The organism is Microbacterium sp. Z10_103 (genome assembly GCF_058310455.1).
Genome location: NZ_JBZEGK010000001.1, coordinates 1,218,054 through 1,244,151, shown reverse-complemented (window position 1 = coordinate 1,244,151; position 26,098 = coordinate 1,218,054). Strand labels below are relative to the sequence as shown.

Here is a 26,098-nt window from a genome sequence, read left to right as displayed (position 1 = left end):
TCCCCGGCACGGGCCCGCCAAGGCTGCCCGTACCCTTGAAGCCGAGCCACCCAGGAGAGTTCCCGTGACCGATGCCGCCTCCCCGTCCGACGTGTCCTACCCCGCCGACGGATTCGCCCTCTTTCCCGACCGCTCCGTCGTCGCGCTCCGCGTCAATGGCGAACTGAAGGACCTCGCCGCGACCGTGCAGGCGTCCGACGAGGTGGAGCCGGTGCGCATCGACAGCCCCGATGGCCTCTCGATCCTGCGCCACTCCACCGCACACGTGCTCGCGCAGGCCGTTCAGCGCATCAATCCGCAGGCGAATCTCGGCATCGGCCCGCCGATCACCGACGGGTTCTATTACGACTTCGGCGTCGCCGAGCCGTTCACCCCGGACGACCTCAAAGCGATCAAGAAGGAGATGGAGCGCATCGTCCGCGAAGGGCAGCGCTTCGTCCGTCGCGTCGTGAGCGATGACGAGGCCCGTACCGAGCTCGCCGACGAGCCGTTCAAGCTCGAGCTGATCGATCTGAAGGGCGGGTCGTCGACCGCGGCAGAGGGCGCGGACGTGGAGGTGGGCTCGGGCGAGCTCACGATCTACGACAACGTCAACCGCGACGGCGAGACCGTGTGGAAGGACCTGTGCCGAGGCCCGCACGTGCCCAGCACGCGCATGATCGGCAACGGCTGGGATCTCACCCGCATCGCGGGGGCGTACTGGCGCGGCAGCGAGAAGAACCCGCAGCTGCAGCGCATCTACGGCACCGCGTGGCCGACCAAGGACGAGCTGCGCGCGTACCAGCACCGTCTCGAAGAGGCCGGCAAGCGCGACCACCGCAAGCTCGGCAAGGAGCTCGACCTCTTCTCCTTCCCCGACGAGATCGGTTCGGGGCTGTCCGTGTGGCATCCCAAGGGTGGTCTCGTCCGCGGCGAGATGGAGCAGCATGCCCGCCGCCGGCACGTCGAGGGCGGGTACACCTACGTGTATACGCCGCACATCTCCAAGCAGGACCTCTTCATCCAGTCGAACCACCTCGTCACCTACAAGGAGGGCATGTTCCCGCCCATCACCCTGGACGAGGAGCGCGACGCGGCCGGGGAGATCACCAAGCAGGGCGTCGACTACTACCTCAAGCCGATGAACTGCCCGATGCACATCCTCATCTACAAGGAGCGGGCGCGTAGTTACCGGGATCTTCCGATGCGCCTCGCCGAGAACGGGACGGTCTACCGCAACGAGCTCTCGGGCGCGCTGCACGGCCTGACCCGCGTGCGGGGCTTCACCCAGGACGATTCGCACCTCTTCGTCACCCCCGATCAGCTCGAGGCGGAGACGGCCCGCGTCCTCGAGTTCGTTCTCTCCATGCTGCGCGACTTCGGTCTGGACGACTTCGAGCTCGAGCTGTCGATGCGCGACGACGAGAAGTCGAAGTGGATCGGAAGCGACGAGTTCTGGGAGTACTCCACCAACGCGCTGCGCCACGTCGCTCACTCGAGCGGACTGAAGGTCACCGAGGTGCCGGGGGAGGCCGCGTTCTACGGGCCGAAGATCGACCTGAAGACCAAGGACGCCATCGGACGGACCTGGCAGCTGTCCACCGTTCAGGTCGATGTGAACCTGCCCGAGCGGTTCGAGCTGGAGTACACCGGACCCGACGGTGAGAAGCACCGCCCGATCATGATCCACCGGGCTCTCTTCGGATCGATCGAGCGATTCTTCGCCATCCTCCTCGAGCACTACGCCGGGGCGTTCCCCGTGTGGCTGTCGCCCGTGCAGGCCGTCGGCGTCCCTGTTGCCGACGAATACGCCGACTACCTCGGTGGGATCGTCGATCGGCTGCGCGTCGAGGGCGTGCGCGCCGAAGTCGACCACAGCGACGACCGCATGCAGAAGAAGATCCGCAACCACACCACTGCCAAGGTGCCGCTCCTCCTCATCGCGGGGGAGCAGGACCGTGCTGCCGGCACCGTGTCGTTCCGCTTCCGCGACGGGACCCAGGAGAACGGTGTGCCCGTGGACGATGCGATCCGCCGCATCCGCGACGCCATCGCCACCCACGCGCTCGTCAACACCGCCGAGGATCTGGCGTGAGCCAGAACCCGGAAGATCCGGATGCGGCGCTCATCGCCGCATCCGACCTCCCGGGTGTGCCGGATGAGTTCCAGCGACTGTGGACGCCGCACCGCATGGCGTACATCCAGGCGGGGCCCGAGCCACTCCGGGACGTGTGCCCGTTCGATGAGGCGCCCCTCAAGAGCGACGAGGACGGGCTGATCGTGGCCCGGGGGCGAACCGCCTACGCGCTGCTGAACCTCTTCCCGTACAACTCCGGGCACCTTCTCATCTGCCCGTATCGCCACATCGCGACGTACGACGAGGCCACCCCCGAGGAGGTCGCCGAGATCGGTGAGCTCACCCAGACCGCGATGCGCGTGCTCCGCCAGGTGTCGCGATGCGACGGGTTCAACATCGGGATGAACCAGGGCGCGGTGGCCGGTGCCGGAGTGGCCGCCCACCTGCACCAGCACGTCGTGCCGCGCTGGGCCACCGATGCGAACTTCTTCCCGATCATCGCCAAGACGAAGGCATTGCCGCAGCTTCTGGCCGAAGTGCGCCAGGCCGTGGCCGAGGCCTGGCCCGCTCCCGCCCGCTGACGTCCCGGCTTCGTCGACGCGTAGCGTGAGGGGATGACGCAAACCCCGACCCGTCGCGTGCGTGCCACGTGTGTTCTGCTCCTCGTCGCCGGTGCCGCGTTCGGGGTGTCCGCGTGCACGGCGCCCGGATCCGATCCCCAGCCGTCGGGCACATCGGGTGTCACGGGGGAGGAGACGTCCCGGCCCTCGGCGGCGCCGACGTCGCCGCCCGCCGACGCGCTGGCCGAGCGCGACGAGTTCTTCGCCGCGCAGGGGCAGCCGGCCGACGGCACGCTGCCGACCCCGCAGACACCCGAGCAGCAAGACTTCCTCGCGCAGCAGCGCGCGTACGTCGAGTCGCAGGGCGGCACGTGGGACGAGGTCTACGACGGAGTCGCACTCGCCCTGGCGCTCGACGCGTGCGAAACGTCGATCCTCAACGGCCACGACGTCAGCGTCGAGACCGCCCGAATGCACATCGAAAGCTCCCCGTTGATCACGGAGGTCGCAGGCGGCGACCCCGACGCCACCCAGGGGCTGGTGAGCATCATGGTGTTCGGCACCACGTTCATCTGTCCCGCCGACGCTCCGCAGTGGGAAACAGCCTTCGCCGCCCTGTACGGCTGACGCTCACCGCACCTGGCGGACCGGGAACTGCATCTGCGGATGCGCGTAGGCCTCCTGCGACTCGATCAGCTGCAACTCCCGCTCGCCCGAGTCGAGGGTGCGCTGCAGCAGATCGAAGACGCTGGATGCGGTGCGCGCCAGCGCGTCCGCGGCATCCCCGGTGCGCACGTAATGCGCCGTGAACAACGCGGCCGTGACATCGCCCGACCCGTTGGCCTTCATCGGCAGCAGCGGCGTCTGAACGATCCACGCGCCCGTGTCGTCGGCGACGAGCATCTCGATCGTGTCCGGCTCGCGGTCGGGGCGCTCGACGCTCGTGACGAGGATCGTCCGCGGACCCATGGCGCGCGCGGCATCCACCGAGTCCAACGTCGACTCGAGGGTGTCGGGATCCGTGCCGGTGAGGAAGCCGAGCTCGAACTGGTTCGGCGTGATGATGTCGGCCACCGGCACGACCCGCTCACGCAGGAGTTCCGGAATGGCCGGCGCGACGAAGCATCCCGACGTGGCGTTGCCCATGACCGGGTCGCATGCGTACAGCGCGTTCGGGTTCGCTGCCTTCACGCGCTGCACGGCGTCGACGATGACGTCGCCGATCCCCTCGCTGCCCTGATATCCCGACAGCACGGCATCGATCTGCGGGAACACCCCGCGCTCTTCCACCCCCGTGATGACCTCGGCGACGTCGCCCGGCGGAATCAGCGGGCCCCGCCACGCCCCGTACCCGGTGTGGTTGGAGAAGTTCACCGTATAGACCGGGAGAACCTCGACGCCGATGCGCTGCAGGGGGAAGACGGCGGCGGAGTTGCCGACGTGGCCGTAGGCGACGGCGGACTGGATGGACAGAATCTTCACGGGAACATCATCCTCTGGAAGTCGAGGCGGCACGCGCCGCAGCGGACAGATCGGTGACGAGGGCCGCAGCGGCGGTCTCATCGAGGTCATGGACGGTCAGCCGGAGGTGCGTGCTGACCCCGGGCGCGAGGGAGAACTCGTCCCCGGTACGCGCGAGCCATCCGCGACGCATCAGCTGTTCCGACACCGCACGGGCAGGCGCCGCGACATCGACCCACAGGTTCAGCCCGTCGCCGGGGGTGCAGTCGAAGCCGGCGTCGCGCAGCCGAGCGGCGAACGCCGCGTTGCGCTCGGAGTAGTGCGCGGCGGCCCGCTCGATGGCAGCCGTCACGTCGGGGTCGCTGACCTGGGCGAGGGCGAGCCGCTGGAGCAGGTGGCTGACCCAGGTGGTCCCGGGGCGCAGCCGCAGGGCGAGGCGCTCCGCGGTCTCCGGGTCGGTGGCCGTGACGGCGAGGCACATGTCGGGACCGAGTGACTTCGACACCGACCGGATGAGCGCCCAGCGCTGATGCTCCGGGCCGATGAGGGACGTGTACGGCTGACGAGACAGCATCGCGTAGTGGTCGTCCTCGATCACGAGAACGTAGGGATGCTCCGCCAGGACCGCGCGCAGTTCTTCGGCGCGGCGCGGCGAGAGGCTCACTCCGGTCGGGTTCTGCGCCCGCGGCGTGCACAGCACGGCACGCACCCCGCCGTCGAGCGCCGCGCGGAGCCCGGCCGGGGTCATCCCCTCGGCGTCGACCGGGACGGCCACCGGGCGGTAGCCTCCGACGCGGACCGTGTGAATGGCGGAGAGGAAGCAGGGGTCCTCCAACGCCACCCCATCGTCGCGGGTCAGCGCCTGCGAGAGAAGCCGCTCGACGGCATCGACGGCGCCGTTCGTCACGGTCACCCGCACATCGGTGGGCAGGAGGTCGGCCGCGAGCCAGCCGCGCGCCCAGTCCTCGAGGCCTGCGTCCACGACCGGCTCTCCGTAGAGCACCGGCCGACCGACGACCCGGGCGAGCGCGGGGGTCGGATCGGGAATGAGCGTGACATCCGGGTTCCCGGTGCCCACGTCGCGCAGCACCGTGTCGGCGGCGAATCCTTCCTGGGGGATCGGGCTCTGACCGGCGATGCGGGTACCGCCGCGCCCCCGGGTCACGGCAACCCCCGCCGCGACGAGCTGGCGGTAGGCGGCGACGGCGGTATTGCGATTCACCCCGAGCTCGGAGGCCAGCGCCCGCACCGAGGGGAGCGGATCGCCCGCGCGGAGGGCGCCGCGCTCGCGGAGACCGCGGACGCTCTCGGCGATCTCGGCCGCAGAGCTGCCGCCGATCTGCGTTGTCATATGTGTCCTCCGCCTCGATCCTAAGGGCGTGGAACATGGTACTTTCTGGCCTATGCCAATGTGCATCCGCGATCGCCCGGTCGCGGACTGAACCCGCCACGGCGGAAGGACCCCACGATGAGCACCAACGGAACGTCGCGCGTGAAGCGCGGACTGGCGGAGATGCTGAAGGGCGGCGTCATCATGGACGTCGTCACGGCCGACCAGGCGAAGATCGCCGAGGACGCCGGCGCCGTCGCCGTGATGGCGCTGGAGCGCGTGCCCGCGGACATCCGGGCACAGGGCGGCGTGGCCCGGATGAGCGATCCGGACCTCATCGATCAGATCATCGCCTCGGTGTCGATCCCGGTGATGGCGAAAGCGCGGATCGGGCACTTCGTGGAAGCACAGGTCCTTCAGCAGCTCGGCGTGGACTACATCGACGAGTCCGAGGTGCTCTCACCGGCGGACTACGTCAACCACATCGACAAGTGGGGCTTCACCGTGCCGTTCGTGTGCGGCGCGACGAATCTCGGCGAGGCGCTCCGACGCATCACCGAAGGCGCGGCGATGATCCGCTCCAAGGGCGAGGCGGGCACCGGCGACGTCTCCGAGGCGACCAAGCACATCCGTACGATCACGGGCGAGATCAACCGGCTCCGCTCGATGACCAAGGACGAGCTGTACGTCGCAGCCAAGGAGCTGCAGGCGCCGTACGACCTGGTCGCCGAAATCGCCGAGACCGGCACCCTCCCCGTGGTGCTCTTCACCGCCGGCGGCGTGGCCACTCCCGCGGATGCGGCCCTGATGATGCAGCTCGGCGCCGACGGCGTCTTCGTCGGTTCGGGCATCTTCAAGTCGGGCAATCCCGCGGAGCGCGCGGCAGCCATCGTGAAGGCCACCACCTTCTTCGACGACCCCAGCGTGATCGCGGACGTATCCCGCGGTCTCGGCGAGGCCATGGTCGGCATCAACGTCGCCGACCTCGCCGCCCCGCACCGCCTGGCCACGCGCGGCTGGTAGCGGTGGCGCACCGGCCCCGCGTCGGCGTCCTCGCGCTGCAGGGCGACGTGCGCGAGCACGCACGCATGCTCGCCTCGCTCGGCGCCGATGTCGCCCTCATCCGCCGCCCGGAGGAGCTGACCGCCGTCGACGGGCTCGTGCTCCCCGGCGGCGAGTCGAGCGTCATCGACAAGCTCTCCCGGACGTTCGGGATGCAGCAGCCGCTGCGCGAGGCCATCGCCGACGGGCTGCCCGTCTACGGGACGTGCGCAGGGCTCATCCTCCTGGCGGACCGGATCACCGGCGGGATCGCAGGCCAGGAGACGTTCGGCGGACTCGATGTCGTCGTCGCGCGCAACGCGTTCGGGAGTCAGGCGGAATCCTTCGAGACCGATCTGGACGTCGACGGTTTCGATGCACCGGTGCACGCCGCTTTCATCCGCGCGCCCATCGTCCAGCACGTGGGAGAGGGCGCACGCGCGATCGCGTCGCTCCCCGACGGCCGGGTCGTGGCCGTGGAGCAGGACGCCGTGCTCGGCACCGCGTTCCACCCCGAGGTGACGGGGGAGACCCGATTCCACGAGCGCTTCCTGGCCCGCGTGCGTGAGCGAACCTGATGTCCGGCCTACGCTGAGCGCATGACCGAGTGGGTGGTGCTGCTGCGCGGTGTGAACGTCGGCGGCATCACCGTCCGCAGCGCCGATCTGCGCGCGACATTGTCCAAGCTCGGGCTCTCCGACGTGCAGACGGTGCTGGCCAGCGGCAACGCGACCTTCACCGGTGGCGGAACGCCTGCGGAGCGGGCGCAGCTCAAGAACCGCATCGAGGGCGCGCTCCGCGACCGGTTCGATTACGAGGCCCGGGTGCTGCTGTTCACCCGGGAGGAGGTGGCGCGTGCAGCCGAAGGGTTTCCCTTCGACGCCGACGACCCGGCGCGCCAGCCGTGGCTGCTGTTCTGCGCGGACGACGCGACTCGCGACGAGCTCGTGAACGCCGCCGCATCCCTCGATTCCGCCATCGACCCCGTCGCCGGCGGCCCCGGCGTCGTCTACTGGAACCCCCCGAAAGGCTCCAGCACCGATACGGCGTTCGCGAAACTCATCGCCAAACGCACCTACAAGGAGCGGACGACCAATCGCAACCTCAGGACGGTGCTCAAGATCCTCGGGTGAGCGCCACCAGACGCGTGAACGCCTCGAGAGTGCGTTCGATGTCGTCCTGCGTCGTCACCCACGACGACATCGAGCAGCGCAGCACCGCATGCCCCGCCCACACCGCTCCGGTCACCGCGGCGGTTCCCTCGGCGAGGATCGCCGCTCCGAGCGCCTGCGTGTCCGCGTCGTCGTCGAGGCGGAACATCACCTGCGTGTAGGGAACGTCATTCATGATCGTCACGCCGGGGATGCGGCGGAGCCCGGCCTCGAGCGCACGCGCGTGGGTGTGCAGTCGCTCGACCAGGTCAGCCACGCCCGACCGGCCGAGGCTTCGCAGCGCCGCCCACACCGGAACACCGCGGGCGCGGCGCGACAGCTCCGGGGTGACATCCCACGGGTCGAGACTCGAGTACATGAGGTAGTCGCCGCCGGTGCGGAACACCGCGATCGAGTCGGCGGGATTCCGCACGATCGCCATGCCGCAGTCGTACGGCACGTTCAGGGTCTTATGCGCGTCGGTCGTCCAGGAGTCCGCCTCGGTCATGCCCGCCGTCAGGTGCGCCAGGGCGGGGGATGCTGCCGCCCACGCCCCGAACGCACCATCCACATGCACCCATGCGTCGCGCGCTCGTGCCAAGGGAATGAGCTCCGGAAAGGGGTCGAACGCGCCGGAGTGCACCTCTCCGGCCTGCACGCAGACGATCACGGGGTCGCCGCCGCACAGCGTGAGCGACTGCTCGAGCGCATCCGGCAGCATCCGACCCTGGTCGTCCGCGGCGGCCACGACGATGTCGTCCTCGCCGATGCCGAGGAACCGCGCGGCGCGATCCACCGAGCCGTGCCGGTCTGCGCCGACGACCAGTCGCACCCGCGGCGCACCGTGCACGCCCTGCCGGGCGACATCCCATCCCCGCCGCCGCAGCACGGCGGCGCGGGCGGCGGCCAGGCAGACGAAATTCGACATCTGTGCGCCGGTGACGAACCCGACGGAAGCGCCCGGCGGCAGCCCCAGGAGGTCGAGGATCCATTCGCCGGCCACGCGCTCGAGGGCGACCGTCGCCGTGGTCATCGTGCTCGATCCGGAGTTCTGATCCCACGTCGATACGAGCCAGTCGGCCGCGAGAGCTGCGGGCAGCGTGCCGCCGATGACGAAGCCGAAGAACCGGCCGCCGGGGATGGCGACCAGCCCCGGCTCGGCCCCCTCCGCCATGTCGGTGACGACGGCCTCGGCCGGCATCCCCTCGTCCGGGAGGGCACCCCCGAATCGTGCGAGCATGTCGTCGAGGGTCGCCCGAGGCCACACCGCCCGCTCGGGCAGGCTCGCCAGGAAGGCGGAGGCCGCTGCATGTGCGGCGTGCAACGCTCCATCGCGTTCGTCCACGTCGACAGTGTGGACCCGCTGCGGGTGCGCATCAAGACCCGCCGCATCCGCCGAGTGCACGACCTCCTGCCCAGCGCACGGCTTATCGGCGCAGACATCCCGTGCACTCGGCATCAACCCGTGCCGTCGACGCCTCATCGGGGCGTGGTCGGAGCCCGACGAGACCGCGGGTGTTCGGCGCGAGAACGCCACGGGTAGAATTGGCTCCATGTCCGGCCACTCCAAGTGGGCGACCACCAAGCACAAGAAAGCCGTCATCGACTCTCGCCGTGCCAAGTCGTTCGCCAAGCTCATCAAGAACATCGAGGTCGCCGCCAAGATGGGCGGTGCCGATCTTGCGGGAAACCCCACGCTGTACGACGCCGTGCAGAAGGCCAAGAAGACCTCCGTTCCCAACGACAACATCGAGCGCGCGATCAAGCGCGGCGCCGGCATCGGCGGCGAGGCGGTCGAATACACATCGATCATGTACGAGGGCTACGGGCCCAACGGCGTGGCGCTCATGATCGAGTGTCTGACCGACAACCGCAACCGCGCGGCGGCGGAAGTGCGCACCGCGCTCAGCCGCAACGGAGGCAACCTGGCCGATCCGGGAAGCGTCGCATACAACTTCACCCGCAAGGGCGTCATCGTCGTCTCCAGTGACGGCACGACCGAGGACGACATCATGATGGCCGTGCTCGATGCCGGCGCCGAAGAGGTGGAACCGCACGGAGACGACTTCGCCGTCGTCACCGAAGCCTCCGATCTCGTGCCGGTGCGCACGGCGCTGCAGGATGCGGGCATCGACTACGAGTCCGCGGACATCGAGTTCGTTCCCAACCTCAAAGTCGAAGTCGACGCCGACACGGCGCGCAAGGTCTTCCGTCTCATCGACGCGCTGGAAGACAGCGACGATGTGCAGAACGTCTTCAGCAACTTCGACCTCACTCCCGAGGTGCAGGCGCAGCTCGAAGAAGACGACTGAACAGGCGCGCCTGCCAGCCGCCGTCCGCCCCCGCGCTTAGCGTGGGGGAGTGACCTCCCGCCCGTCTCTGCGTGTGCTCGGCGTCGACCCCGGACTCACCCGGTGCGGCGTGGGAATCGTCGATGTCGCGCCCGACCGTTCGGCGCGCCTGGTGTACGTGGGCGTCATCCGCTCGGCGGTCGACCTGCCCATCGAGCGCCGGTTGGCCACCATCGCCGCCGGTCTCCGCGAGGTCCTCGACGCGCATTCTCCGGACGTGGTCGCCGTCGAGCGGGTCTTCGCCCAGGACAACCTGCACACCGTCATGGGAACAGCACAGGCCAGCGGCATCGCGCTCATGCTCGCCGGTGAGCGCGGCCTGCGCGCCGCCACCCATACCCCGAGCGAGGTCAAGGCCGCCGTCACCGGCTACGGATCTGCCGACAAACGGCAGGTGCAGACGATGGTCGCCCGGGTACTCCGGCTCGATGAGCTTCCCCAACCGGCCGATGCCGCGGATGCCCTCGCCCTGGCGCTCTGCCACGCCTGGCGCTCGGGACCAGGAAGCGCGCCCGGCGCGACGGACGCGCTGACTCCGGCGCAGAAGGCCTGGCGGGACGCCGAGCAGCGGACTACGCGTGTCGCTCGAACAAAGATGCGAACCCGCACGTAGGCTCGCCTTCATGATCTCCTCCGTCACGGGAAGCGTCGCGCACGTCGACGACGACGCGCTCGTGGTCGTCGTCGGCGGCGTGGGGTTCAGCGTGGCCGTCGTGCCTCAGCTCGCCCGCGCCGCCATGGTCGGCTCCGACATCCACCTGCACACGAACCTCATCGTCCGCGAGGACGCCCTGTCGCTCTTCGGTTTCGAGACGCGGGAAGAGCTCGTGGTCTTCGGTCAGCTCCTCAGCGTCACCGGGGTGGGCCCGAAGTCGGCTCTCGGCGTGCTGTCCTCGCTCACCGTCTCGCAGATCGCGGAGGCCGTGGCGGCCGACGACGACGCGCCCTTCCGCCGTGTTTCGGGGATCGGGCCGAAGACGGCGAAGCTCATCGTCGTCCAGCTCGCCGGCAAGCTCGCCCCGCCCCGCGCGGCCGCTCCGTCGTTCACACGGTCCGCGGGCGCGGTCCCCGCCCAGGTCGCCCAGGCGCTCGTCGGACTCGGCTGGTCGGAGCGCATCGCCGTCGAAGCGGTCGCGAGCGTATCCGACGACGCGTCCGAGGCCGACCGCGCGTCGGTCCAGGCGCTCCTCCGACTGACGCTCGCGATGCTGGGCCCTGCCCGCCGGGAGCCTGCCGGTGGATGATCTGCGCGACGTCGGCACCCCGGAAGACGACGGCGAACTCGCCATCGAGGGAGCGCTCCGCCCGACCTCCCTCGCCGACTTCGTCGGGCAGCACAAGGTGCGCGGCCAGCTGCAATTGCTGCTGGACGCCGCGCGCATCCAGCAGCGTTCCCCCGACCACATCCTGCTGTCGGGTCCGCCGGGGCTCGGCAAGACCACCCTCGCGATGATCGTCGCTCACGAGAGCGAACGGCCCCTCCGCCTCTCCAGCGGTCCGGCCATCCAGCACGCCGGCGATCTGGCCGCCCTCCTGTCGAGCCTCACTCCCGGCGAGGTGCTCTTCATCGACGAGGTGCACCGCATGGCGCGCTCGGCCGAGGAGATGCTGTACCTCGCGATGGAGGATTTCCGCATCGACATCATGGTCGGCAAGGGCGCCGGTGCCACCAGCATCCCGCTGGATCTCGCCCCGTTCACGCTGGTGGGTGCGACCACCCGCTCGGGCCTCCTCCCCAACCCACTGCGCGACCGGTTCGGGTTCACCGCGCACCTGGAGTACTACGAGCCGGAGGAGCTGGAACGGGTCGTCGAGCGCTCCTCGGCGATGCTCGGCGTCCCCCTGCCGCCGCGCGCCCGCGCTGAGATCGCGCGCCGCTCGCGGGGCACGCCCCGCATCGCCAACCGGCTCCTGCGCCGGGTGCGCGACTACCTGGTCGTGCACGACGCGATGGACGCCGACCTCGCGGCGGTGGACGCGGCCCTCGAACTCTACGACGTCGACGCCATCGGGCTCGACCGTCTCGACCGCGCGGTGCTCGAAGCGCTGGTCCGCCGTTTCCGCGGAGGCCCGGTGGGTCTTTCCACCCTCGCTGTCGCGGTCGGTGAAGAGGCCGAGACGATCGAGTCGGTCGTGGAGCCCTATCTTGTCCGCATCGGGTTCATGGGCCGGACCCCGCGCGGACGAGTCGCAACCGCCGCCGCAGCAGCACACATGGGCGTGCCCGCGGGCGACGGTGCTCTGCGACTGCATGACCTATAATCGCTGAAGGCTATCGCCGCCCTCCCTCCCTGAAGGCAGTACCGCAGCGGCGCGCCGAAATCGAAAGGTGCCCGACCAATGCAATTCCTCGCCGATTACGGGCTCATCATCCTGCTCGTCCTCCTCCTGGTCTTCATGTTCTGGAGTTCGCGTCGTCGGATGCAGAAGCAGAAGGCCGAGCAGGAGGCCAAGGCGCGCCAGACGGTCCCCGGGGCCGAGGTTCTCCTCCAGGGCGGCCTCTACGGCACGATCGTCGAGTACGACCCCGACAACCTCGACCGGCCCGCTCGCGTGGAGATCGCACCGGGCGTCGAGATCAAGGTGCACAGCCAGGCGATCCTGCGCATCGTCGATCCCGCGGAGGGCGTGGTCACCGACGACGAGTTCATCGAGGCGGAGGAGAGCGAAGCCGAGTACGTCGCCGGCGTCGCCGAGGGTGACATCACCTCGATCAGCGATGACCAGAAGCGTGCACGCGGTCTCGACGGCGAGTCCAAGGACAAGCCCCAGGCCTGATTCCTCCCGTTCGACGTACAGAGAGCCGAATTCGTGGCGCCTTCCACCCCCGTTCGTCACGCCTGGCGCGCGCTGACCGGACTGCTCGCCATCACGGCGGTGCTCTTCGGAATCAACGCGCTCGGCGTGTATGTCTTCCACCAGAGCTCCTGGACGCCGGAACTCGCGCTCGACCTCCAGGGCGGCACGCAGATCATCCTGCAGGCGCAGACCGAGGATGGTGCCGCGCCCACGGAGGAGCAACTGGCGCAGGCGGTCACGATCATCCGACAGCGCGTGGATGCGACGGGCGTCGGTGAGGCCGATGTAGCCAGCGAAGGCGGCCGGAACGTCGTCGTGCAGATTCCCGGCGAAGCCGACCAGGAGACGCGCGACCGCATCCAGGCCGCCGCTCAGCTCCAGCTGCGCGCGGTGCTGTTCACCGGTGCTCCGGCCAACACGTTCGTGGGGGAGGACGGCCAGGAAACTCCGTACCCCTCGGCCGATCCCGCTCTGCCGGCCACACCGACGGCGGCGCCCACCAGCGGGAGCGACCAGGCCTGGATCACCCCGGCTCTGCAGTCCCAGTTCCTCGCTTACGACTGCGCCAACCCGGACAACGACCCCGCCAATGCGCCCGCGGACCAGCCGCTGATCACGTGCAGCGCTGACGGATCGGTCAAGTACATCCTCGGCCCGGTGGAGCTGGACGGTACGTCGATCGACGACGCCACCAACGGGGTCGATCCCAACAACGGCAGCTGGGTCGTCAACCTCGACTTCAACGACGAAGGCACCTCCGTCTTCGGAAAGATCAGCCAGCGCCTCTACGGGGCCACTCCGCCGCTGAATCAGTTCGCGTTCGTGCTCGACGGTTCGGTGCTGTCGGCGCCCCAGATGAACGGGACCATCCTCGACGGCAACCCGTCGATCAGCGGATCCTTCACGCAGGAGTCATCGAAGGCCCTCGCCGACCAGCTGAAATACGGGGCGCTGCCGCTGAGCTTCACGGTGGTGAGCTCCGACACCGTCTCGGCCACTCTCGGCTCGCAGCAGTTGCAGATCGGCCTCATCGCCGGCCTCATCGGTCTCGCTCTCGTGGCGATCTATTCGCTCCTCGTTTATCGCACCCTCGGCACGGTGATCATCGCCTCGCTCGCCGTGATGGCCGTGCTGACCTATGTGACGCTGTGCATCCTCGCCTGGCGCATGGGCTTCCGCCTCTCACTGGCGGGCGTCGCGGGCCTCATCGTCACGATCGGCTTCACAGCCGACTCGTTCATCGTCTACTTCGAACGCATCCGAGACGAACTCCGCGACGGGAAGTCGATCACGAGCGCCGTCGAAGACGGCTGGGCGCGCGCGAAGCGCACGATCTACATCTCGAAGTCGATCAACATCCTGGCGGCGGTGGTGCTGTACGTCCTCGCCGACGCGACCGTGAAGGGCTTCGCCTTCACGCTCGGGCTCACCACCGCCATCGACATCCTCATCTTCATCCTGTTCACCCACCCGGTGATGCAGCTGCTGGCCCGCACGAGATTCTTCGGCTCGGGACACCCGCTGTCGGGCATGGATCCTGCGGCGCTCGGGGCCGTGTACCGCGGGCGAGCCGAGTTCCGCGCGCCCGTCGTGGCGGACCGCGCCCGGACAGCTCGATCGCGCGGTGAGGCGCAGCGCCGCCAGACCATCGCGGAGCGCAAGCAGGCCGAATTGGCCGCATCCAGGAGCTCGCGCGGCGATACGCCGACGGCCGGTAAGAAGGGCGACGACTGATGCGCACCATGGGTCAGCTCGGAAACGACCTCTACACCGGCAAGACCTCGTTCCCGTTCGTCGGGCGTCGCCGGTTGTGGTTCATCATCGCGGCGATCCTCGTGATCGGCTCGGCCCTCGTGCCTCTCATCCGGCCGGTGCAGTTGTCGATCGAGTTCACCGGCGGTTCGCAGTTCACCGTGTCGGGGTTGAGCTCGCCGGATCAGTCGCTCGCGTCGGAGGCGGTGCAGTCGGTGGTGCCGGATGCGACGGCGCGCGTGACGACCGTGGGCGACAATGCCGTCCGCGTGCAGACCGAACTCCTCGACGGGGGACAGGACGACGCCCAGACGCAGGAGATCGTCGCCGCCCTCGCGGACGTCTACGGCGTCTCCACCAGCGAGGTCACCGCATCGTTCATCGGTCCCACATGGGGGGCCGACGTCACCCGGCAGTCGCTGTGGGGCCTGGCGATCTTCCTCGCCCTCACCTTCCTCATCCTCGCCCTGTACTTCCGCACCTGGAAGATGTCGGTCGCCGCCATCGTCGGGCTCGTCGACGTGCTCGTCATCACGATCGGCGTGTACGCGCTTGCGGGGTTCGAGATCTCACCGGCGGCGGTGATCGGATTCCTCACGATCCTGTCGTACTCGCTCTACGACACCACGGTCGTCTTCGACAAGGTCCGCGAGAATACCCGTGACGACGGCGAGATCTCCGGCCGCACCTTCGGCGAATCGGTCAACCTCGCCGTGAACCAGACGTTGATCCGCTCGATCAACACGACGGTCGTCGCGGTGCTCCCCGTCGGTGCGATCCTGTTCATCGGCGCGATCTGGCTCGGAGCCCGTACGCTCAGCGACATCTCGCTGTCGATCTTCGTCGGCACCATCGTGGCGGCCTATTCGACCTTGTTCGTGGCGGCGCCGCTGTACTCGCTGTTGCGCGAGAACGAGCCGCGCATCAAAGAGCGCGACGCGCGCGTCCTGGAGGCCCGCTCGCGCGCCGTCGCCCCGGCCTGAGCCCCTGCGGCGCTGGCGTAAGATGGTCGCGTCGAAGCGAACAGGGGAGGTGACCGGATGACCGAAACCGCGCCCCCGGTCGCACAGACCTCCTCGCTGCGACGACTGGTTCCGCGGATCTTCTCCCGCTCGGCCAAGCGCGACGGGGTCGACCAGCTGCTGCGCACCGTTCGCACGCATCATCCCAAGGGCGATCTCGGGATCATCGAGCGCGCGTACGCCGTCGCGGAAACCCTGCACGAAGGCCAGAAGCGCCAAAGCGGCGAGCCGTACATCACCCACCCGCTCGCGGTGGCGCAGATCCTCGCCGACCTGGGCCTCGGCCCGAAGGCCATCGCCGCCGCGCTCCTCCACGACACCGTCGAAGACACCGGCTACCCGCTGGACGAACTGGCCGCCGAATTCGGCGACGAAGTCGCCATGCTCGTCGACGGCGTCACCAAACTCGACAAGGTCAAGTACGGCGAGAGCGCACAGGCCGAGACGGTCCGGAAGATGATCGTGGCGATGTCCCGCGACATCCGGGTCCTCGTCATCAAGCTGGCGGACCGGCTGCACAACGCCCGCACGTGGGGATTCGTTCCCCCCGAGAAGGCTGCCAAGAAGGCGACCGAGACGCTCGAGATCTACGCGCCGCTCGCGCACCGCCTCGGCATCCAGGCGATCAAGTCCGAGCTCGAAGAGCTGTCCTTCGCGGTCCTGCACCCGAAGCTCTACGCCGAGATCGAGAGCCTCGTGAAGCAGCGCACGCCGCAGCGCGAGCAGTACGTGCAGAACGTGATCGCATCCGTCGACGCCGACCTCCGCGAACTTCGGATCCGCGGGCGCGTCATAGGGCGCCCCAAGCAGCTCTACTCCGTCTACCAGAAGATGGTCGTTCGGGGGCGCGAGTTCGACGACATCTACGACCTCATCGGGATTCGCGTGCTCGTGAGCACCGTGCGCGACTGCTACGCGGTGCTGGGCGCCATCCATGCGCGCTGGACTCCGCTGCCCGGGCGATTCAAGGACTACATCGCCACGCCCAAGTTCAACCTCTACCAGTCGCTGCACACCACCGTGATCGGCCCGGGCGGCCGCACGGTCGAGATCCAGATCCGCACGAACGAGATGCACCAGCAGGCGGAGTACGGTGTCGCCGCGCACTGGAAGTACAAAGAGCGGATGAACGGCGGTAAAGCCGACGGCAAGGCGGCCGACACCGACATGGCGTGGCTTGCGCACATCTCCGACTGGCAGGCCGAGACGGCCGACCCGGGGGAGTTCCTCGACGCCCTCCGCTTCGAGATCGGGGCCAAAGAGGTCTACGTCTTCACACCGAAGGGGCGCGTCATCGGCCTCCCCGCCGGTGCGACGCCTGTCGACTTCGCCTACGCCGTGCACACCGAGATCGGTCACCGCACGATGGGGGCCAAGGTCAACGGCCGCCTGGTGCCGCTCGAGTCGGAACTGAAGAGCGGCGATGTCGTGGAGGTCTTCACCTCCAAGAATCCCGACGCCGGCCCGAGCCAGGACTGGCTGGGCTTCGTGCAGAGCACACGGGCGCGCAACAAGATTCGCGGGTGGTTCACCAAGGAGCGCCGCGAAGAGGCGCTCGAACAGGGCAAGGAAGCCATTGCCCGCGCGATGCGGCGGCAGAACATGCCCCTGCAACGGCTCATGAACCAGGACTCCTTCACGGAGGTCGCGCACCAGCTGCGCTATGAGGACGTCTCCGCGCTGTACGCGGCCGTGGGTGAAGGCCACGTCTCGACGCAGTCGGTGATCGAGAAGGTCACCGCGCTCGTCGGCGCCAGCGACCCCACGACCGGGCCGATCGATCTCCCACAGGTGGGCCGCAGCAAGGCCCCCCGCGATGGCGACGCGGGCGTGCTCGTGCGTGGCGCCCCCGACATCCTCGTCAAGCTCGCCAAGTGCTGCACCCCGGTGCCCGGCGACGAGATCGTCGGCTTCGTGACCCGGGGGAGCGGCGTGTCGGTGCACCGCGCGGACTGCACGAACGTCAGCTCGCTCCGGCAGGACCCTGAGCGGATGATCGACGTCGACTGGGCGCCGACGTCGAAGAGCGTGTTCCTCGTGCACATCCAAGTGGAAGCACTGGACCGCTCCGGGCTCCTCAGCGATGTGACCCGCGTGCTGAGCGAGCACCACGTCAACATCCTCTCCGCCACCGTGCAGACCACCAACGACCGCCTCGCCATCAGCCGCTTCGTCTTCGAGATGGGCGACACGGTGCATCTCGACCGCGTGCTCAACGCGGTGCGTCGCATCGACGCCGTCTACGACGTCTACCGCGTGACGTCCTCCTGACCCACCGCCTCGTCGGTCGCGGCCAGCAGCAGCTCGGCTCGCCGTCGGTTGGGGATGCGGGGCCGCTCGGCGAACCACTCCCGCGCGAGACGCACGGCGGACGCGTCACGGCTCACCCAGGAGTGCAACGCGCGGACGTGCGCCTCGGTCGGTGCGCGCGCCAGGTCGGCGAGCGTCCGAGCGGGCTTCGTCACCCGCACGCCGCCGACCTGGACGAGGTCTTCCGGCGGCACGAACGAGTCGTGATAGACGAGGCGGCGGTCGATGATGTGGTGAAGCCGACGTCCGACAGCGCGCTGCGCACCATGCCGGGTCGGCGGATCGTCGATGCCGCCGAAGATCCAGGCAGCGCTGAGGTGCGACGCGGCCAGGGATGCTCCGAGCATCTCTGCGAGACTCGCCGCGCGCAGAGCCGCGGTTTCGACCACATCGGCGGGCACGAAGGCCTCGCCGAGGGCGATGACGTCACCGTCCAGGCACGCCGCGGAAAGCTCGGCTCGAGACAGCCGGCTGCCCGCGAAGTAGATGAACGGTGACGCCACCCCCGAAGTCTCGCCGACCGGGCCGCGCCGACACGGCCGCGGAGACCGGTTGTGGACAACCGGCGCGGGGGCGCGGCAGGGGAGGGCTGGTCAGCCTCCGACGGCGCGCAGCCACGTACGTCGAGCCTCGAGGGCGTCCTGCGCGTCCTTCTCGGCCCGCTTGTCTCCGCGCGCCTGAGCATCGGCCAGCTCTTCCTCGAGCTTGTCGATCGCGTCGGTGAGCTGGCGCGTCATGTCGTTCGCGCGCGCCTTGGTCTCGGGGTTGTTCCGCTTCCAGTCGGCGTCCTCGCGCGTGCGTACGCTCTGCTCGATCTTGCGCAGCTCGTCGTCGAGCGGCCGCTCGATCTCTCGCGGGTGGATCCGACCGATGTCGTCCCAGCGGCGCTGAACGTTGGTCAGGAGGGACCGCGCGCGGGCGATGTCACGCTCGTCGACGATCGGAGCGGCCTCGAGGAGAAGAGCGCGCTTCGCCTCGATCTTCTCCTTCGACGCCTCCGTGTCGGCGGCCTCGCGTTCGGCGCGGGCGCCGTAGAGGGCATCACCGGCGGCCTTGAACCGCGCCCACAGGGCGTCGTCCAGCTTCTTGCCCGCGCGGCCGGAGTTCTTCCACTCGTCGAGCAGGTCACGGTACGCACCGATGCCGTCCTCGCCGCGCGGAGCCAGCGCCTCGGCCCGCTCGACGAGCCGGGTCTTCGTGTCACGGGCGGCCTTGTGGGTCTGATCCAGGCTGGCGTAGAACTCGCGGCGGTGCCGATCGACCGTGGACCGCGCGTCGCGGAAGCGTCGCCAGAGTTGCTGCGCGGACGCGCGCGGCAGTCGAGGACCGTTCTGCTGGTGGGTCTGCCAGCGGTCGAAAAGCTCGGTCATCTCCGTCGACGCCTGCTTCCACTGCACCGTCTCGGGGTCGCGGGCAGCAAGCGCCTCGGCCGCTTCGACGATCGCCGTCCGCTCGCGGGTGGCCTCTTCCACGGCCGCCTTCGCGGCAGCGGACTCGGCCTGGGTCGCCTCGGCAAGAGTCTCGGTGAGTGCATCGACGCGCGTGCGGAGGTTCTCGAGATCTCCGACAGCCGCCGCATCCGCGATGCGTGTGCGAAGCGTTGCGGCGGTGGAGCGGAGGTCGGCGGCGGGCGCGCCGCCGCGGCGGACACGGGCCTCGAGCAGCGTCACTTCGCCGGCGAGGTCGGTGAACTTCCGCTCGAAGTACGCCAGCGCCTCTTCGGGCGTGCCGTCCGGGAACTGGCCGACCACACGCCAGCTGTCACCCTCGCGGACCGATACGGTGCCGTCGTCGTCGACGCGGCCCCAGGCCGGCTGGGGGTCACGGGTCGTGTCGGAAGTCTCGGCGTCGGCAGTCACGGATTGCACCTCATCGCGGCTCGGGCCGCCTCGGTTGGGGACGGGGTCGAGCCTAGTACGTGACGCGGCCGGTGCGCAGAGCGTCTGCGGGGAGCCGGCTACGGGGTCGGTGTCGCGGGACCCTCGGTGGGCATCGCCGGGGTTTCACCCGGCGTGGGCCCGACGGAGGGTGTCGCGGGCGCACTCGGGCTGGAGCTCGGCGAAGGTTCGGGGGCGCCGGGACCGGCCATGAAATAGGCCGTCTGGCCGCCGACCGCCCCGAGGATCACGAGCCCGCCGAGAACTCCCGCGAGAAGGTTGTCGCGCCGGCGGCGCCGGGACTGCGCCAGATGGAGCTGCTGACGTGCCTGGTACACCCGCGCGCGCTCACGTGCTTCCCGCGTCTCGCGATCCTTGCCGCCCGTGGCCACAGCATCCTCCCTCGCCCGGTGTTCCCGGGCGCGAAGCATCCTACGCAGGGCTGTGGGCAACGGCCAAAAGCGCGCGCGCCGTGTCGGTAGCCCCGGATAGCCTGGGGGAGTGACCTCCTCTGCCGCGCTCTTCCGTGGGCAGACGCCTCTGGCCGTGCGGATGCGACCCACCTCGCTCGACGACGTCGCCGGCCAAGGACATCTCCTGCGCCCCGGCTCGCCCCTCGTCGCGCTGGCGTCGGCCGAGGTGTCGAGCGCGGCGACCGCGGTCTCGGTGATCCTGTGGGGACCACCGGGAACAGGCAAGACCACCCTCGCCCAGGCGATCGCCCGTTCGTCGGGGCGACGTTTCGTGGAGCTGTCGGCCGTGACGGCGGGTGTGAAGGATGTCCGCGAGGTGATGCAGGACGCATTGAACCAGCGCGACCTGTACGGGCAGTCGACCATCCTCTTCCTGGACGAGATCCACCGCTTCACCAAGGCGCAGCAGGATGCACTCCTGCCGGGTGTGGAGAACGGATGGGTCGTCCTCATCGCCGCGACGACCGAGAACCCGTCGTTCTCCGTCATCTCGCCGCTCCTGTCGCGCTCCCTCCTCCTCACGCTCCGGCCGCTGGGCGACGACGACCTCGGGCTCCTCATCGACCGGGCCGTGTCCGATCCGCGCGGACTCGACGGGGCAGTCACCCTCGAGCCCGAAGCCCGCGCGGCGCTGATCCGACTGGCTTCGGGCGACGCGCGCCGGGCGCTCACCGCGCTGGAGGCGGCCGCATCCGTCGCCGCCGACGACGGCGATGACGACGTGCCGGCCGTGGTCACCGCAGAGCACATCGCGCAGGCCGTGGACCGCGCGCTGCTCCGGTACGACCGGCAGGGCGACGAGCACTATGACGTCATCAGCGCGTTCATCAAGTCCATCCGCGGATCCGACGTGGATGCTGCCATCCACTACCTCGCCCGCATGATCGAGGCCGGTGAAGACCCGCGCTTCATCGCGCGGCGCCTGGTGATCTCGGCCTCGGAAGACATCGGACTGGCCGACCCGCAGGCGCTGCAGATCGCGGTGGCCGCCGCGGACGCCGTGGCGTTCATCGGCATGCCGGAGGGGCGTATTCCGCTGGCCGAGGCGACCGCGTACCTGGCGACGACGGCGAAATCGAACGCGGCCTACAACGCGATCAACGCCGCGATCGCCGACGTGCGCTCGGGCGGCTTCGGCCGCGTGCCGATGCACCTGCGCGATGCGCACTACCCCGGCGCGAAGCGTCTCGGACACGGCAAGGGCTATCGATACCCGCACGACAGCGAGATCGGCATCGTCGCGCAGCAGTACCTGCCCGACGAGCTGCGCGGGCGGCGATACTACGAGCCCACCAACCACGGCCAGGAACGCGATGTGGCGGCGCGGCTGGAGAAGATCCGCCGCATCGTCGACGGCTCGTGACCGTTATCCAGATCAGGCGATACCGCGGACACAGGACGAACCACGCGGAATCAGCCTGGCTACGCCACATCTCCTGATCCGGGCCCGGTGCGCCGGTCATCGCTGGGGGCAGCGGCCCACTCACCGCGGGGCGGAAGCCGGGCTCTGTTAGACTAGATCGGCTCGAAACAGAGTTTTCGGGCATCCCCCTCTTCCTGTATCACCGTACGGCGCGCCCCGGCGTGCGAACCGGACGGGCGGAAGGGGTTGATACGTCCGTGAGCCGCGAAGTGCGCGGCCACGTATTCGGAAGGAACCCTTCGTGGCAACGAAGTCCCAGGACCGCCGTAAGGTCCGCCTGTCACGCGCGCTCGGCATCGCGCTGACCCCCAAGGCAGCCAAGTACCTCGAGAAGCGCCCGTATGCTCCGGGTGAGCACGGCCGCACCAAGCGCAAGCAGGACAGCGACTACGCCGTCCGTCTGCGGGAGAAGCAGCGTCTGCGCGAGCAGTACGGCATTCGCGAGAAGCAGCTGCGCATCGCGTTCAACGAGGCCCGCCGCGTCGACGGCCTGACCGGTGAGAACCTGGTCGAGCTGCTCGAGATGCGACTGGATGCCATCGTGGTCCGCTCGGGTCTTGCCCGTACGACCGCCCAGGCCCGCCAGCTCGTGGTGCACCGCCACATCCTCGTCGACGGCCAGCTCGTCGACCGCCCGTCGTTCCGCGTGAAGCCGGGCCAGGTCGTTCACGTCAAGCCCAAGAGCGAAGGCCTCGAGCCCTTCCAGGTCGCCGCCGCTGGTGGGCACGCCGAGGTGCTGCCCCCCGTTCCGGGCTACCTGGAGGTCGAGCTCGACAAGCTGCAGGCGCGGCTCGTCCGTCGCCCGAAGCGCGCCGAGGTGCCCGTCACGTGTGACGTGCAGCTCGTCGTTGAGTACTACGCGGCGCGCTAAGCACTGCACGCGTGGAGGGCGTCGGGGTCACCCGGCGCCCTTCGCCGTATGCCGTCTACGATGAAGGGATGCCGCGCCCGCGGCCCGATCCGAGGAGTGAGATCGTGAAGAGCCTGCTCTGGTTCCTTTTCGGCGTTGCCGGTGGCGTCACGGTCGCCCACTTCGTGAACAGGGATCCTCGCGGTCACGAGGTGCTCGCCCAGATCGACTCGCGCATCAGCGAGTTCACCGACCGCATCGGCTCCGCCTACCGCGACCAGGAGGCGCGCTTCTCCCACCCCCTGTCCGAGGCGAGGGTCGCCGCCGTTGAGGCCGCCGACGCGGTCGCACAGCAGGCCGCCGACGCCGCGGCATCCGTGCCGGGAACCACTCCCGAACCCTCGCTCGGCGCTGCAGACAGCCCCCGCACCACCGCCTGAACCCCCTCCGCCACCGCCCGGCTCGACCGGGCTGGGCGCCCGCGCCTCCCGAAAGACCCGATGCATGAAGACCGCTGAGATCGCCCAGCGTTACCTCGATTTCTTCGAGAAGAACGACCACACAATCGTGCCGTCGGCCTCGCTCGTCACCGACGACCCCTCGCTGCTGTTCACCGTCGCGGGGATGGTGCCGTTCATCCCCTACCTGACCGGTGTCGTGCCGGCGCCCTATTCGAGGGCGGCCGATGTGCAGAAGTGCATCCGCACGAACGACATCGAAGAAGTCGGGCACACCGCCCGGCACGGCACGTTCTTCCAGATGCTCGGCAACTGGTCGTTCGGCGACTACTTCAAGGAAGGCGCCATCTCCTACGCGTGGGAGCTGTTGACCTCTTCGGAGTCGGACGGCGGTCTGGGTTTCGCTGAACGCGACCTGTGGGTCACCGTCTACCAGGACGATGACGAAGCCGCCGAGCTGTGGCAGAAGATCGCGGGCCTTCCCGCTGACCGCATCCAGCGCCTGGGCCGGGAGGACAACTACTGGTCCACCGGCCAGCCGGGGCCCGCCGGTCCGTGCTCGGAGATCTACTTCGATCGCGGCCCCGCGTACGGCCGCGAGGGCGGTCCGGCGGTGGACGACAATCGGTTCACCGAGATCTGGAATCTCGTCTTCATGCAGTACGCGATCAACAACGTGCGCTCGAAGATCGATTTCGACATCATCGGCGAACTCCCCGCCAAGAACATCGACACCGGCATGGGTCTCGAGCGCGTCGCGTTCATCAAGCAGGGCGTCGACAACATGTACGAGACCGACCAGGTGCGTCCCGTTCTCGACCGTGCCGTCGAACTGTCCGGACGCCGCTACGGGGCCGACCACGAAGACGATGTGCGTTTCCGGGTGATCGCCGATCACGTGCGGTCCTCGCTCATGCTGCTGTCCGACGGCGTCACTCCGTCCAACGACGGGCGCGGGTACATCCTGCGTCGCCTCATGCGCCGCAGCGTCCGGGCGATGCGGCTGCTGGGGGTGGATGCTCCGAGCTTCCCCGAGCTGTTCGCCGCATCCCGCGACGCGATGAAGGACGCCTACCCCGTCGTCGAGACCGACTGGGAGCGCATCTCGCAGTACGCGGTTGCCGAGGAGGAGACGTTCCTGCGCACCCTCGCCGCCGGATCGACGATCCTCGACCTCGCGGTGGAAGACACCAAGCAGACCGGCGGGACGACCCTCTCCGGTCCGGAAGCGTTCCTCCTGCACGACACGTACGGCTTCCCGATCGACCTCACGCTGGAGATCGCGGAGGAGGCGGGGCTGTCTGTGGACCGCGCCGCGTTCGACACCCTGATGCTCGAGCAGCGCAATCGCGCGAAGGCCGACGCCAAGTCGCGCAAGCGTGCGATCGCGGATCACAGCGTCTATCGCGACTTCCGCGCTCTCGGTGAGACCGTCTTCACCGGATACACCGACCTGGAGGCGGAGTCCCGTGTGCTCGGCGTGCTCGTCGACGGCATCTCGGTCGACCGGGCGCGCACCGGGCAGGTGGCCGAGGTGATCCTCGCCGAGACCGCCTTGTACGCCGAGTCGGGCGGCCAGGTGGCCGACAAGGGTGCCATCATCGGACCGGGCTACGAGCTCGAGGTGCTCGACGTTCAAAAGCCCGTGCCGGGTCTGGTGAGCCACACCGTCCAGGTCACGACGGGGGAGGTCGCCGTCGGCGAGGCCGCGACCACGGTCGTGGACGCCGCCAACCGTCGCGCCGCGCGTCAGGCCCACTCCGCGACGCACCTCGTGCACGCGGCCCTCCGTGACACGCTCGGGAAGTCCGCGACCCAGTCGGGCTCGCTGAACCGTGCCGGATACCTGCGGTTCGACTTCTCGTGGGGGCAGTCGCTCTCGCCCGAGACCCGTTCGGAGATCGAGGAGATCGCCAACAACGCCGTGCGCGACAATCTCGAAGTCACCACGCGCGTGCTTCCCTTGGATCAGGCGCGCGAGCTGGGCGCCATGGCGCTGTTCGGCGAGAAGTACGGCAACACCGTGCGCATGGTCGACATCGGTGGCCCGTGGTCTCGGGAACTGTGCGCGGGAACGCACGTCTCCTCGAGCGCCGAGATCGGTCTGATCAATCTCGTCGGCGAGTCGTCGGTGGGAGCATCCAATCGGCGCGTGGAGGCCCTCGTGGGCCTGGACGCGTTCCGTGACCTCGCCGCCGAACGCGCGATCGTCTCGCAGTTGACGTCGACGTTGAAGACCCCGCGCGAACAGCTGCCCGCTCGCATCGCCGAGCTCACCGCCAGTCTCAAGGCGGCGGAGAAGCGGATTGCGCAGTTCGAGTCCCGCGCCCTGGCCGACCGCGTTCCGCAGCTGGCCGAGAGCGCCGTTTCCGCCGGACGCGTGCGGGTCGTCGCCCAGTCGATCGGCGCGGCGTCCTCCGCGGACGACGTCCGGTCGCTCGCCCTGCAGGTGCGTGACCGGATGGGCTCCGCGCCCGCGGTGGTGGCGCTGGGTGCGACGCTCGGCGACCGCGCCACAGTGGTCGTGGCGACCAACGACGCGGCACGGGCCGCCGGCGCGCGGGCGGGTGTGCTCGCCAAGGCCGCCGCGGCGGTGCTCGGCGGCGGCGGCGGTGGACGCGACGATGTCGCGCAGGGCGGCGGCACGGATGCTGCCGCGCTGCCTCGTGCGCTGGACGCCGTGACCGCGGAACTGGCTTCGACGGGGGAGTGACGGTCATCCGCCGCGGCATCAGGCTCGGGATCGACGTCGGGAAGGCGCGTGTCGGTGTCGCCCGGAGCGACCCCGACGGCCTCCTCGCGGTGCCGGTCGAGACTGTGACGCGATCGGAGGCGACGATCGCCCGGCTCCGTGAACTCGCGACCGAGTACGAGGCTCTCGAGTTCGTCGTCGGGCTGCCCACGAACCTGAGTGGCAACGACACGCCCTCGACGACCGACGCCAGAACGTTCGCGGCCGACCTCGCGGCGGCATCCGGCACCCCGGTGCGGCTGATCGATGAGCGCCTCAGTACGGTGAGCGCACACGACGTCCTGCGCTCCGCCGGGCGTTCCCAGCGTCGTTCTCGTAGCATTGTGGACCAAGTCGCCGCCGTTGTACTCCTGCAACAGGCGCTCGATGTGGAGAGACGCTCCGGCAACCCGGCCGGAGTCGCGGTACCTTCGGGACAGGAGCCCGCCTGAC

At 69.3% G+C, this 26,098-nt stretch carries 25 protein-coding genes; 19 read left to right on the top strand and 6 right to left on the bottom strand.

Going from position 1 to position 26,098, the window contains the following annotated elements; translation table 11 throughout:
• Window positions 1-64: 64 nt before the first annotated feature.
• From thrS to AC4FS2_RS05800, 3 genes are read left to right on the top strand one after another with little or no spacing between them, the layout of a single operon-like run.
• On the top strand, window positions 65-2,074 hold the full coding sequence (gene thrS, locus AC4FS2_RS05810) for a threonine--tRNA ligase (RefSeq protein ID WP_491176635.1): 2,010 nt from the start codon (window positions 65-67) through the stop codon (window positions 2,072-2,074).
• Window positions 2,071-2,637, top strand: coding sequence for an HIT family protein (locus tag AC4FS2_RS05805; protein WP_491176633.1), 567 nt, complete (start codon window positions 2,071-2,073; stop codon window positions 2,635-2,637). The genes thrS and AC4FS2_RS05805 overlap by 4 nt, the downstream gene beginning before the upstream one ends.
• Window positions 2,638-2,670: 33 nt before the next feature.
• On the top strand, window positions 2,671-3,243 hold the full coding sequence (locus AC4FS2_RS05800) for a hypothetical protein (protein ID WP_491152901.1): 573 nt from the start codon (window positions 2,671-2,673) through the stop codon (window positions 3,241-3,243).
• A 3-nt stretch (window positions 3,244-3,246) separates the two neighbouring features.
• Here AC4FS2_RS05800 and pdxY read toward each other — a convergent pair whose 3' ends face one another.
• Together pdxY and AC4FS2_RS05790 are read right to left on the bottom strand one after the other, a co-directional pair.
• Window positions 3,247-4,098, bottom strand: a complete 852-nt coding sequence (gene pdxY / locus AC4FS2_RS05795; protein WP_491152903.1) for a pyridoxal kinase PdxY — start codon at window positions 4,096-4,098, stop codon at window positions 3,247-3,249.
• Between the two features lie 7 nt (window positions 4,099-4,105).
• Window positions 4,106-5,428 (bottom strand): aminotransferase class I/II-fold pyridoxal phosphate-dependent enzyme, encoded by a 1,323-nt coding sequence (locus AC4FS2_RS05790; protein ID WP_491176631.1) that lies wholly within the window; start codon window positions 5,426-5,428, stop codon window positions 4,106-4,108.
• A gap of 117 nt (window positions 5,429-5,545) precedes the next feature.
• Between AC4FS2_RS05790 and pdxS the strand changes: the two genes are divergently transcribed.
• From pdxS to AC4FS2_RS05775, 3 genes are read left to right on the top strand one after another with little or no spacing between them, the layout of a single operon-like run.
• Complete coding sequence (gene pdxS / locus AC4FS2_RS05785) at window positions 5,546-6,430, top strand: pyridoxal 5'-phosphate synthase lyase subunit PdxS (protein WP_491152907.1); 885 nt, start codon at window positions 5,546-5,548, stop codon at window positions 6,428-6,430.
• Between the two features lie 2 nt (window positions 6,431-6,432).
• Entirely contained in the window at window positions 6,433-7,026 is a 594-nt protein-coding gene (gene pdxT, locus AC4FS2_RS05780) for a pyridoxal 5'-phosphate synthase glutaminase subunit PdxT (protein WP_491176629.1), read from the top strand.
• A gap of 21 nt (window positions 7,027-7,047) precedes the next feature.
• Window positions 7,048-7,581, top strand: coding sequence for a DUF1697 domain-containing protein (locus tag AC4FS2_RS05775; RefSeq protein WP_491176627.1), 534 nt, complete (start codon window positions 7,048-7,050; stop codon window positions 7,579-7,581).
• Here AC4FS2_RS05775 and AC4FS2_RS05770 read toward each other — a convergent pair.
• Window positions 7,565-8,944, bottom strand: a complete 1,380-nt coding sequence (locus AC4FS2_RS05770; protein ID WP_491176625.1) for a pyridoxal phosphate-dependent decarboxylase family protein — start codon at window positions 8,942-8,944, stop codon at window positions 7,565-7,567. The two genes, AC4FS2_RS05775 and AC4FS2_RS05770, sit on opposite strands and share 17 nt — an antisense overlap.
• A gap of 208 nt (window positions 8,945-9,152) precedes the next feature.
• Here AC4FS2_RS05770 and AC4FS2_RS05765 point away from each other — a divergent pair, with 208 nt between their 5' ends.
• From AC4FS2_RS05765 to AC4FS2_RS05730, 8 genes are all read left to right on the top strand, one after another.
• Window positions 9,153-9,911 (top strand): YebC/PmpR family DNA-binding transcriptional regulator, encoded by a 759-nt coding sequence (locus AC4FS2_RS05765; RefSeq protein ID WP_491152915.1) that lies wholly within the window; start codon window positions 9,153-9,155, stop codon window positions 9,909-9,911.
• A gap of 49 nt (window positions 9,912-9,960) precedes the next feature.
• On the top strand, window positions 9,961-10,563 hold the full coding sequence (gene ruvC / locus AC4FS2_RS05760; protein ID WP_491152918.1) for a crossover junction endodeoxyribonuclease RuvC: 603 nt from the start codon (window positions 9,961-9,963) through the stop codon (window positions 10,561-10,563).
• Between the two features lie 10 nt (window positions 10,564-10,573).
• Window positions 10,574-11,194, top strand: coding sequence for a Holliday junction branch migration protein RuvA (gene ruvA / locus AC4FS2_RS05755; protein WP_491152921.1), 621 nt, complete (start codon window positions 10,574-10,576; stop codon window positions 11,192-11,194).
• The gene (ruvB, locus tag AC4FS2_RS05750; protein ID WP_491176623.1) at window positions 11,187-12,212 is read left to right on the top strand and encodes a Holliday junction branch migration DNA helicase RuvB; all 1,026 of its coding nucleotides are present in this window, start codon (window positions 11,187-11,189) and stop codon (window positions 12,210-12,212) included. The genes ruvA and ruvB overlap by 8 nt, the downstream gene beginning before the upstream one ends.
• Window positions 12,213-12,290: 78 nt before the next feature.
• Entirely contained in the window at window positions 12,291-12,728 is a 438-nt protein-coding gene (locus tag AC4FS2_RS05745) for a preprotein translocase subunit YajC (RefSeq protein ID WP_491152924.1), read from the top strand.
• 33 nt (window positions 12,729-12,761) lie between these two features.
• Complete coding sequence (gene secD / locus AC4FS2_RS05740) at window positions 12,762-14,483, top strand: protein translocase subunit SecD (protein WP_491152925.1); 1,722 nt, start codon at window positions 12,762-12,764, stop codon at window positions 14,481-14,483.
• Window positions 14,483-15,484, top strand: coding sequence for a protein translocase subunit SecF (gene secF, locus AC4FS2_RS05735; protein ID WP_491152927.1), 1,002 nt, complete (start codon window positions 14,483-14,485; stop codon window positions 15,482-15,484). The genes secD and secF overlap by 1 nt, the downstream gene beginning before the upstream one ends.
• Before the next feature lie 57 nt (window positions 15,485-15,541).
• Window positions 15,542-17,794: a RelA/SpoT family protein gene (locus AC4FS2_RS05730; RefSeq protein ID WP_491176621.1), complete on the top strand. Its 2,253-nt coding sequence runs from the start codon at window positions 15,542-15,544 to the stop codon at window positions 17,792-17,794.
• Here the strand turns inward: AC4FS2_RS05730 and AC4FS2_RS05725 are convergent.
• The 3 genes from AC4FS2_RS05725 to AC4FS2_RS05715 form a co-directional block, all read right to left on the bottom strand.
• Window positions 17,773-18,336 carry a type IV toxin-antitoxin system AbiEi family antitoxin gene (locus tag AC4FS2_RS05725; protein ID WP_491176619.1) on the bottom strand — a complete coding sequence of 188 codons (564 nt, stop codon included), beginning with the start codon at window positions 18,334-18,336 and terminating at the stop codon, window positions 17,773-17,775. The genes AC4FS2_RS05730 and AC4FS2_RS05725 overlap by 22 nt on opposite strands.
• A gap of 90 nt (window positions 18,337-18,426) precedes the next feature.
• Complete coding sequence (locus AC4FS2_RS05720) at window positions 18,427-19,692, bottom strand: DUF349 domain-containing protein (protein WP_491176617.1); 1,266 nt, start codon at window positions 19,690-19,692, stop codon at window positions 18,427-18,429.
• A gap of 98 nt (window positions 19,693-19,790) precedes the next feature.
• Window positions 19,791-20,102, bottom strand: a complete 312-nt coding sequence (locus AC4FS2_RS05715) for a dioxygenase (protein WP_491176615.1) — start codon at window positions 20,100-20,102, stop codon at window positions 19,791-19,793.
• Between the two features lie 109 nt (window positions 20,103-20,211).
• On the opposite strand from AC4FS2_RS05715, the gene AC4FS2_RS05710 reads away from it, so the two are divergent.
• The 5 genes from AC4FS2_RS05710 to ruvX all read left to right on the top strand — a co-directional run bounded on the left by AC4FS2_RS05710 (window position 20,212) and on the right by ruvX (window position 26,097).
• Window positions 20,212-21,546 (top strand): replication-associated recombination protein A, encoded by a 1,335-nt coding sequence (locus AC4FS2_RS05710; protein ID WP_491176612.1) that lies wholly within the window; start codon window positions 20,212-20,214, stop codon window positions 21,544-21,546.
• 301 nt (window positions 21,547-21,847) lie between these two features.
• Window positions 21,848-22,477, top strand: coding sequence for a 30S ribosomal protein S4 (rpsD, locus tag AC4FS2_RS05705; protein WP_491152939.1), 630 nt, complete (start codon window positions 21,848-21,850; stop codon window positions 22,475-22,477).
• A 104-nt stretch (window positions 22,478-22,581) separates the two neighbouring features.
• Window positions 22,582-22,896, top strand: coding sequence for an ATPase (locus AC4FS2_RS05700; protein WP_491176610.1), 315 nt, complete (start codon window positions 22,582-22,584; stop codon window positions 22,894-22,896).
• Window positions 22,897-22,960: 64 nt separating this feature from the next.
• Window positions 22,961-25,627 (top strand): alanine--tRNA ligase, encoded by a 2,667-nt coding sequence (gene alaS, locus AC4FS2_RS05695; protein ID WP_491176607.1) that lies wholly within the window; start codon window positions 22,961-22,963, stop codon window positions 25,625-25,627.
• Complete coding sequence (gene ruvX, locus AC4FS2_RS05690; RefSeq protein ID WP_491176605.1) at window positions 25,624-26,097, top strand: Holliday junction resolvase RuvX; 474 nt, start codon at window positions 25,624-25,626, stop codon at window positions 26,095-26,097. The genes alaS and ruvX overlap by 4 nt, the downstream gene beginning before the upstream one ends.
• Window position 26,098 lies beyond the last annotated feature (1 nt).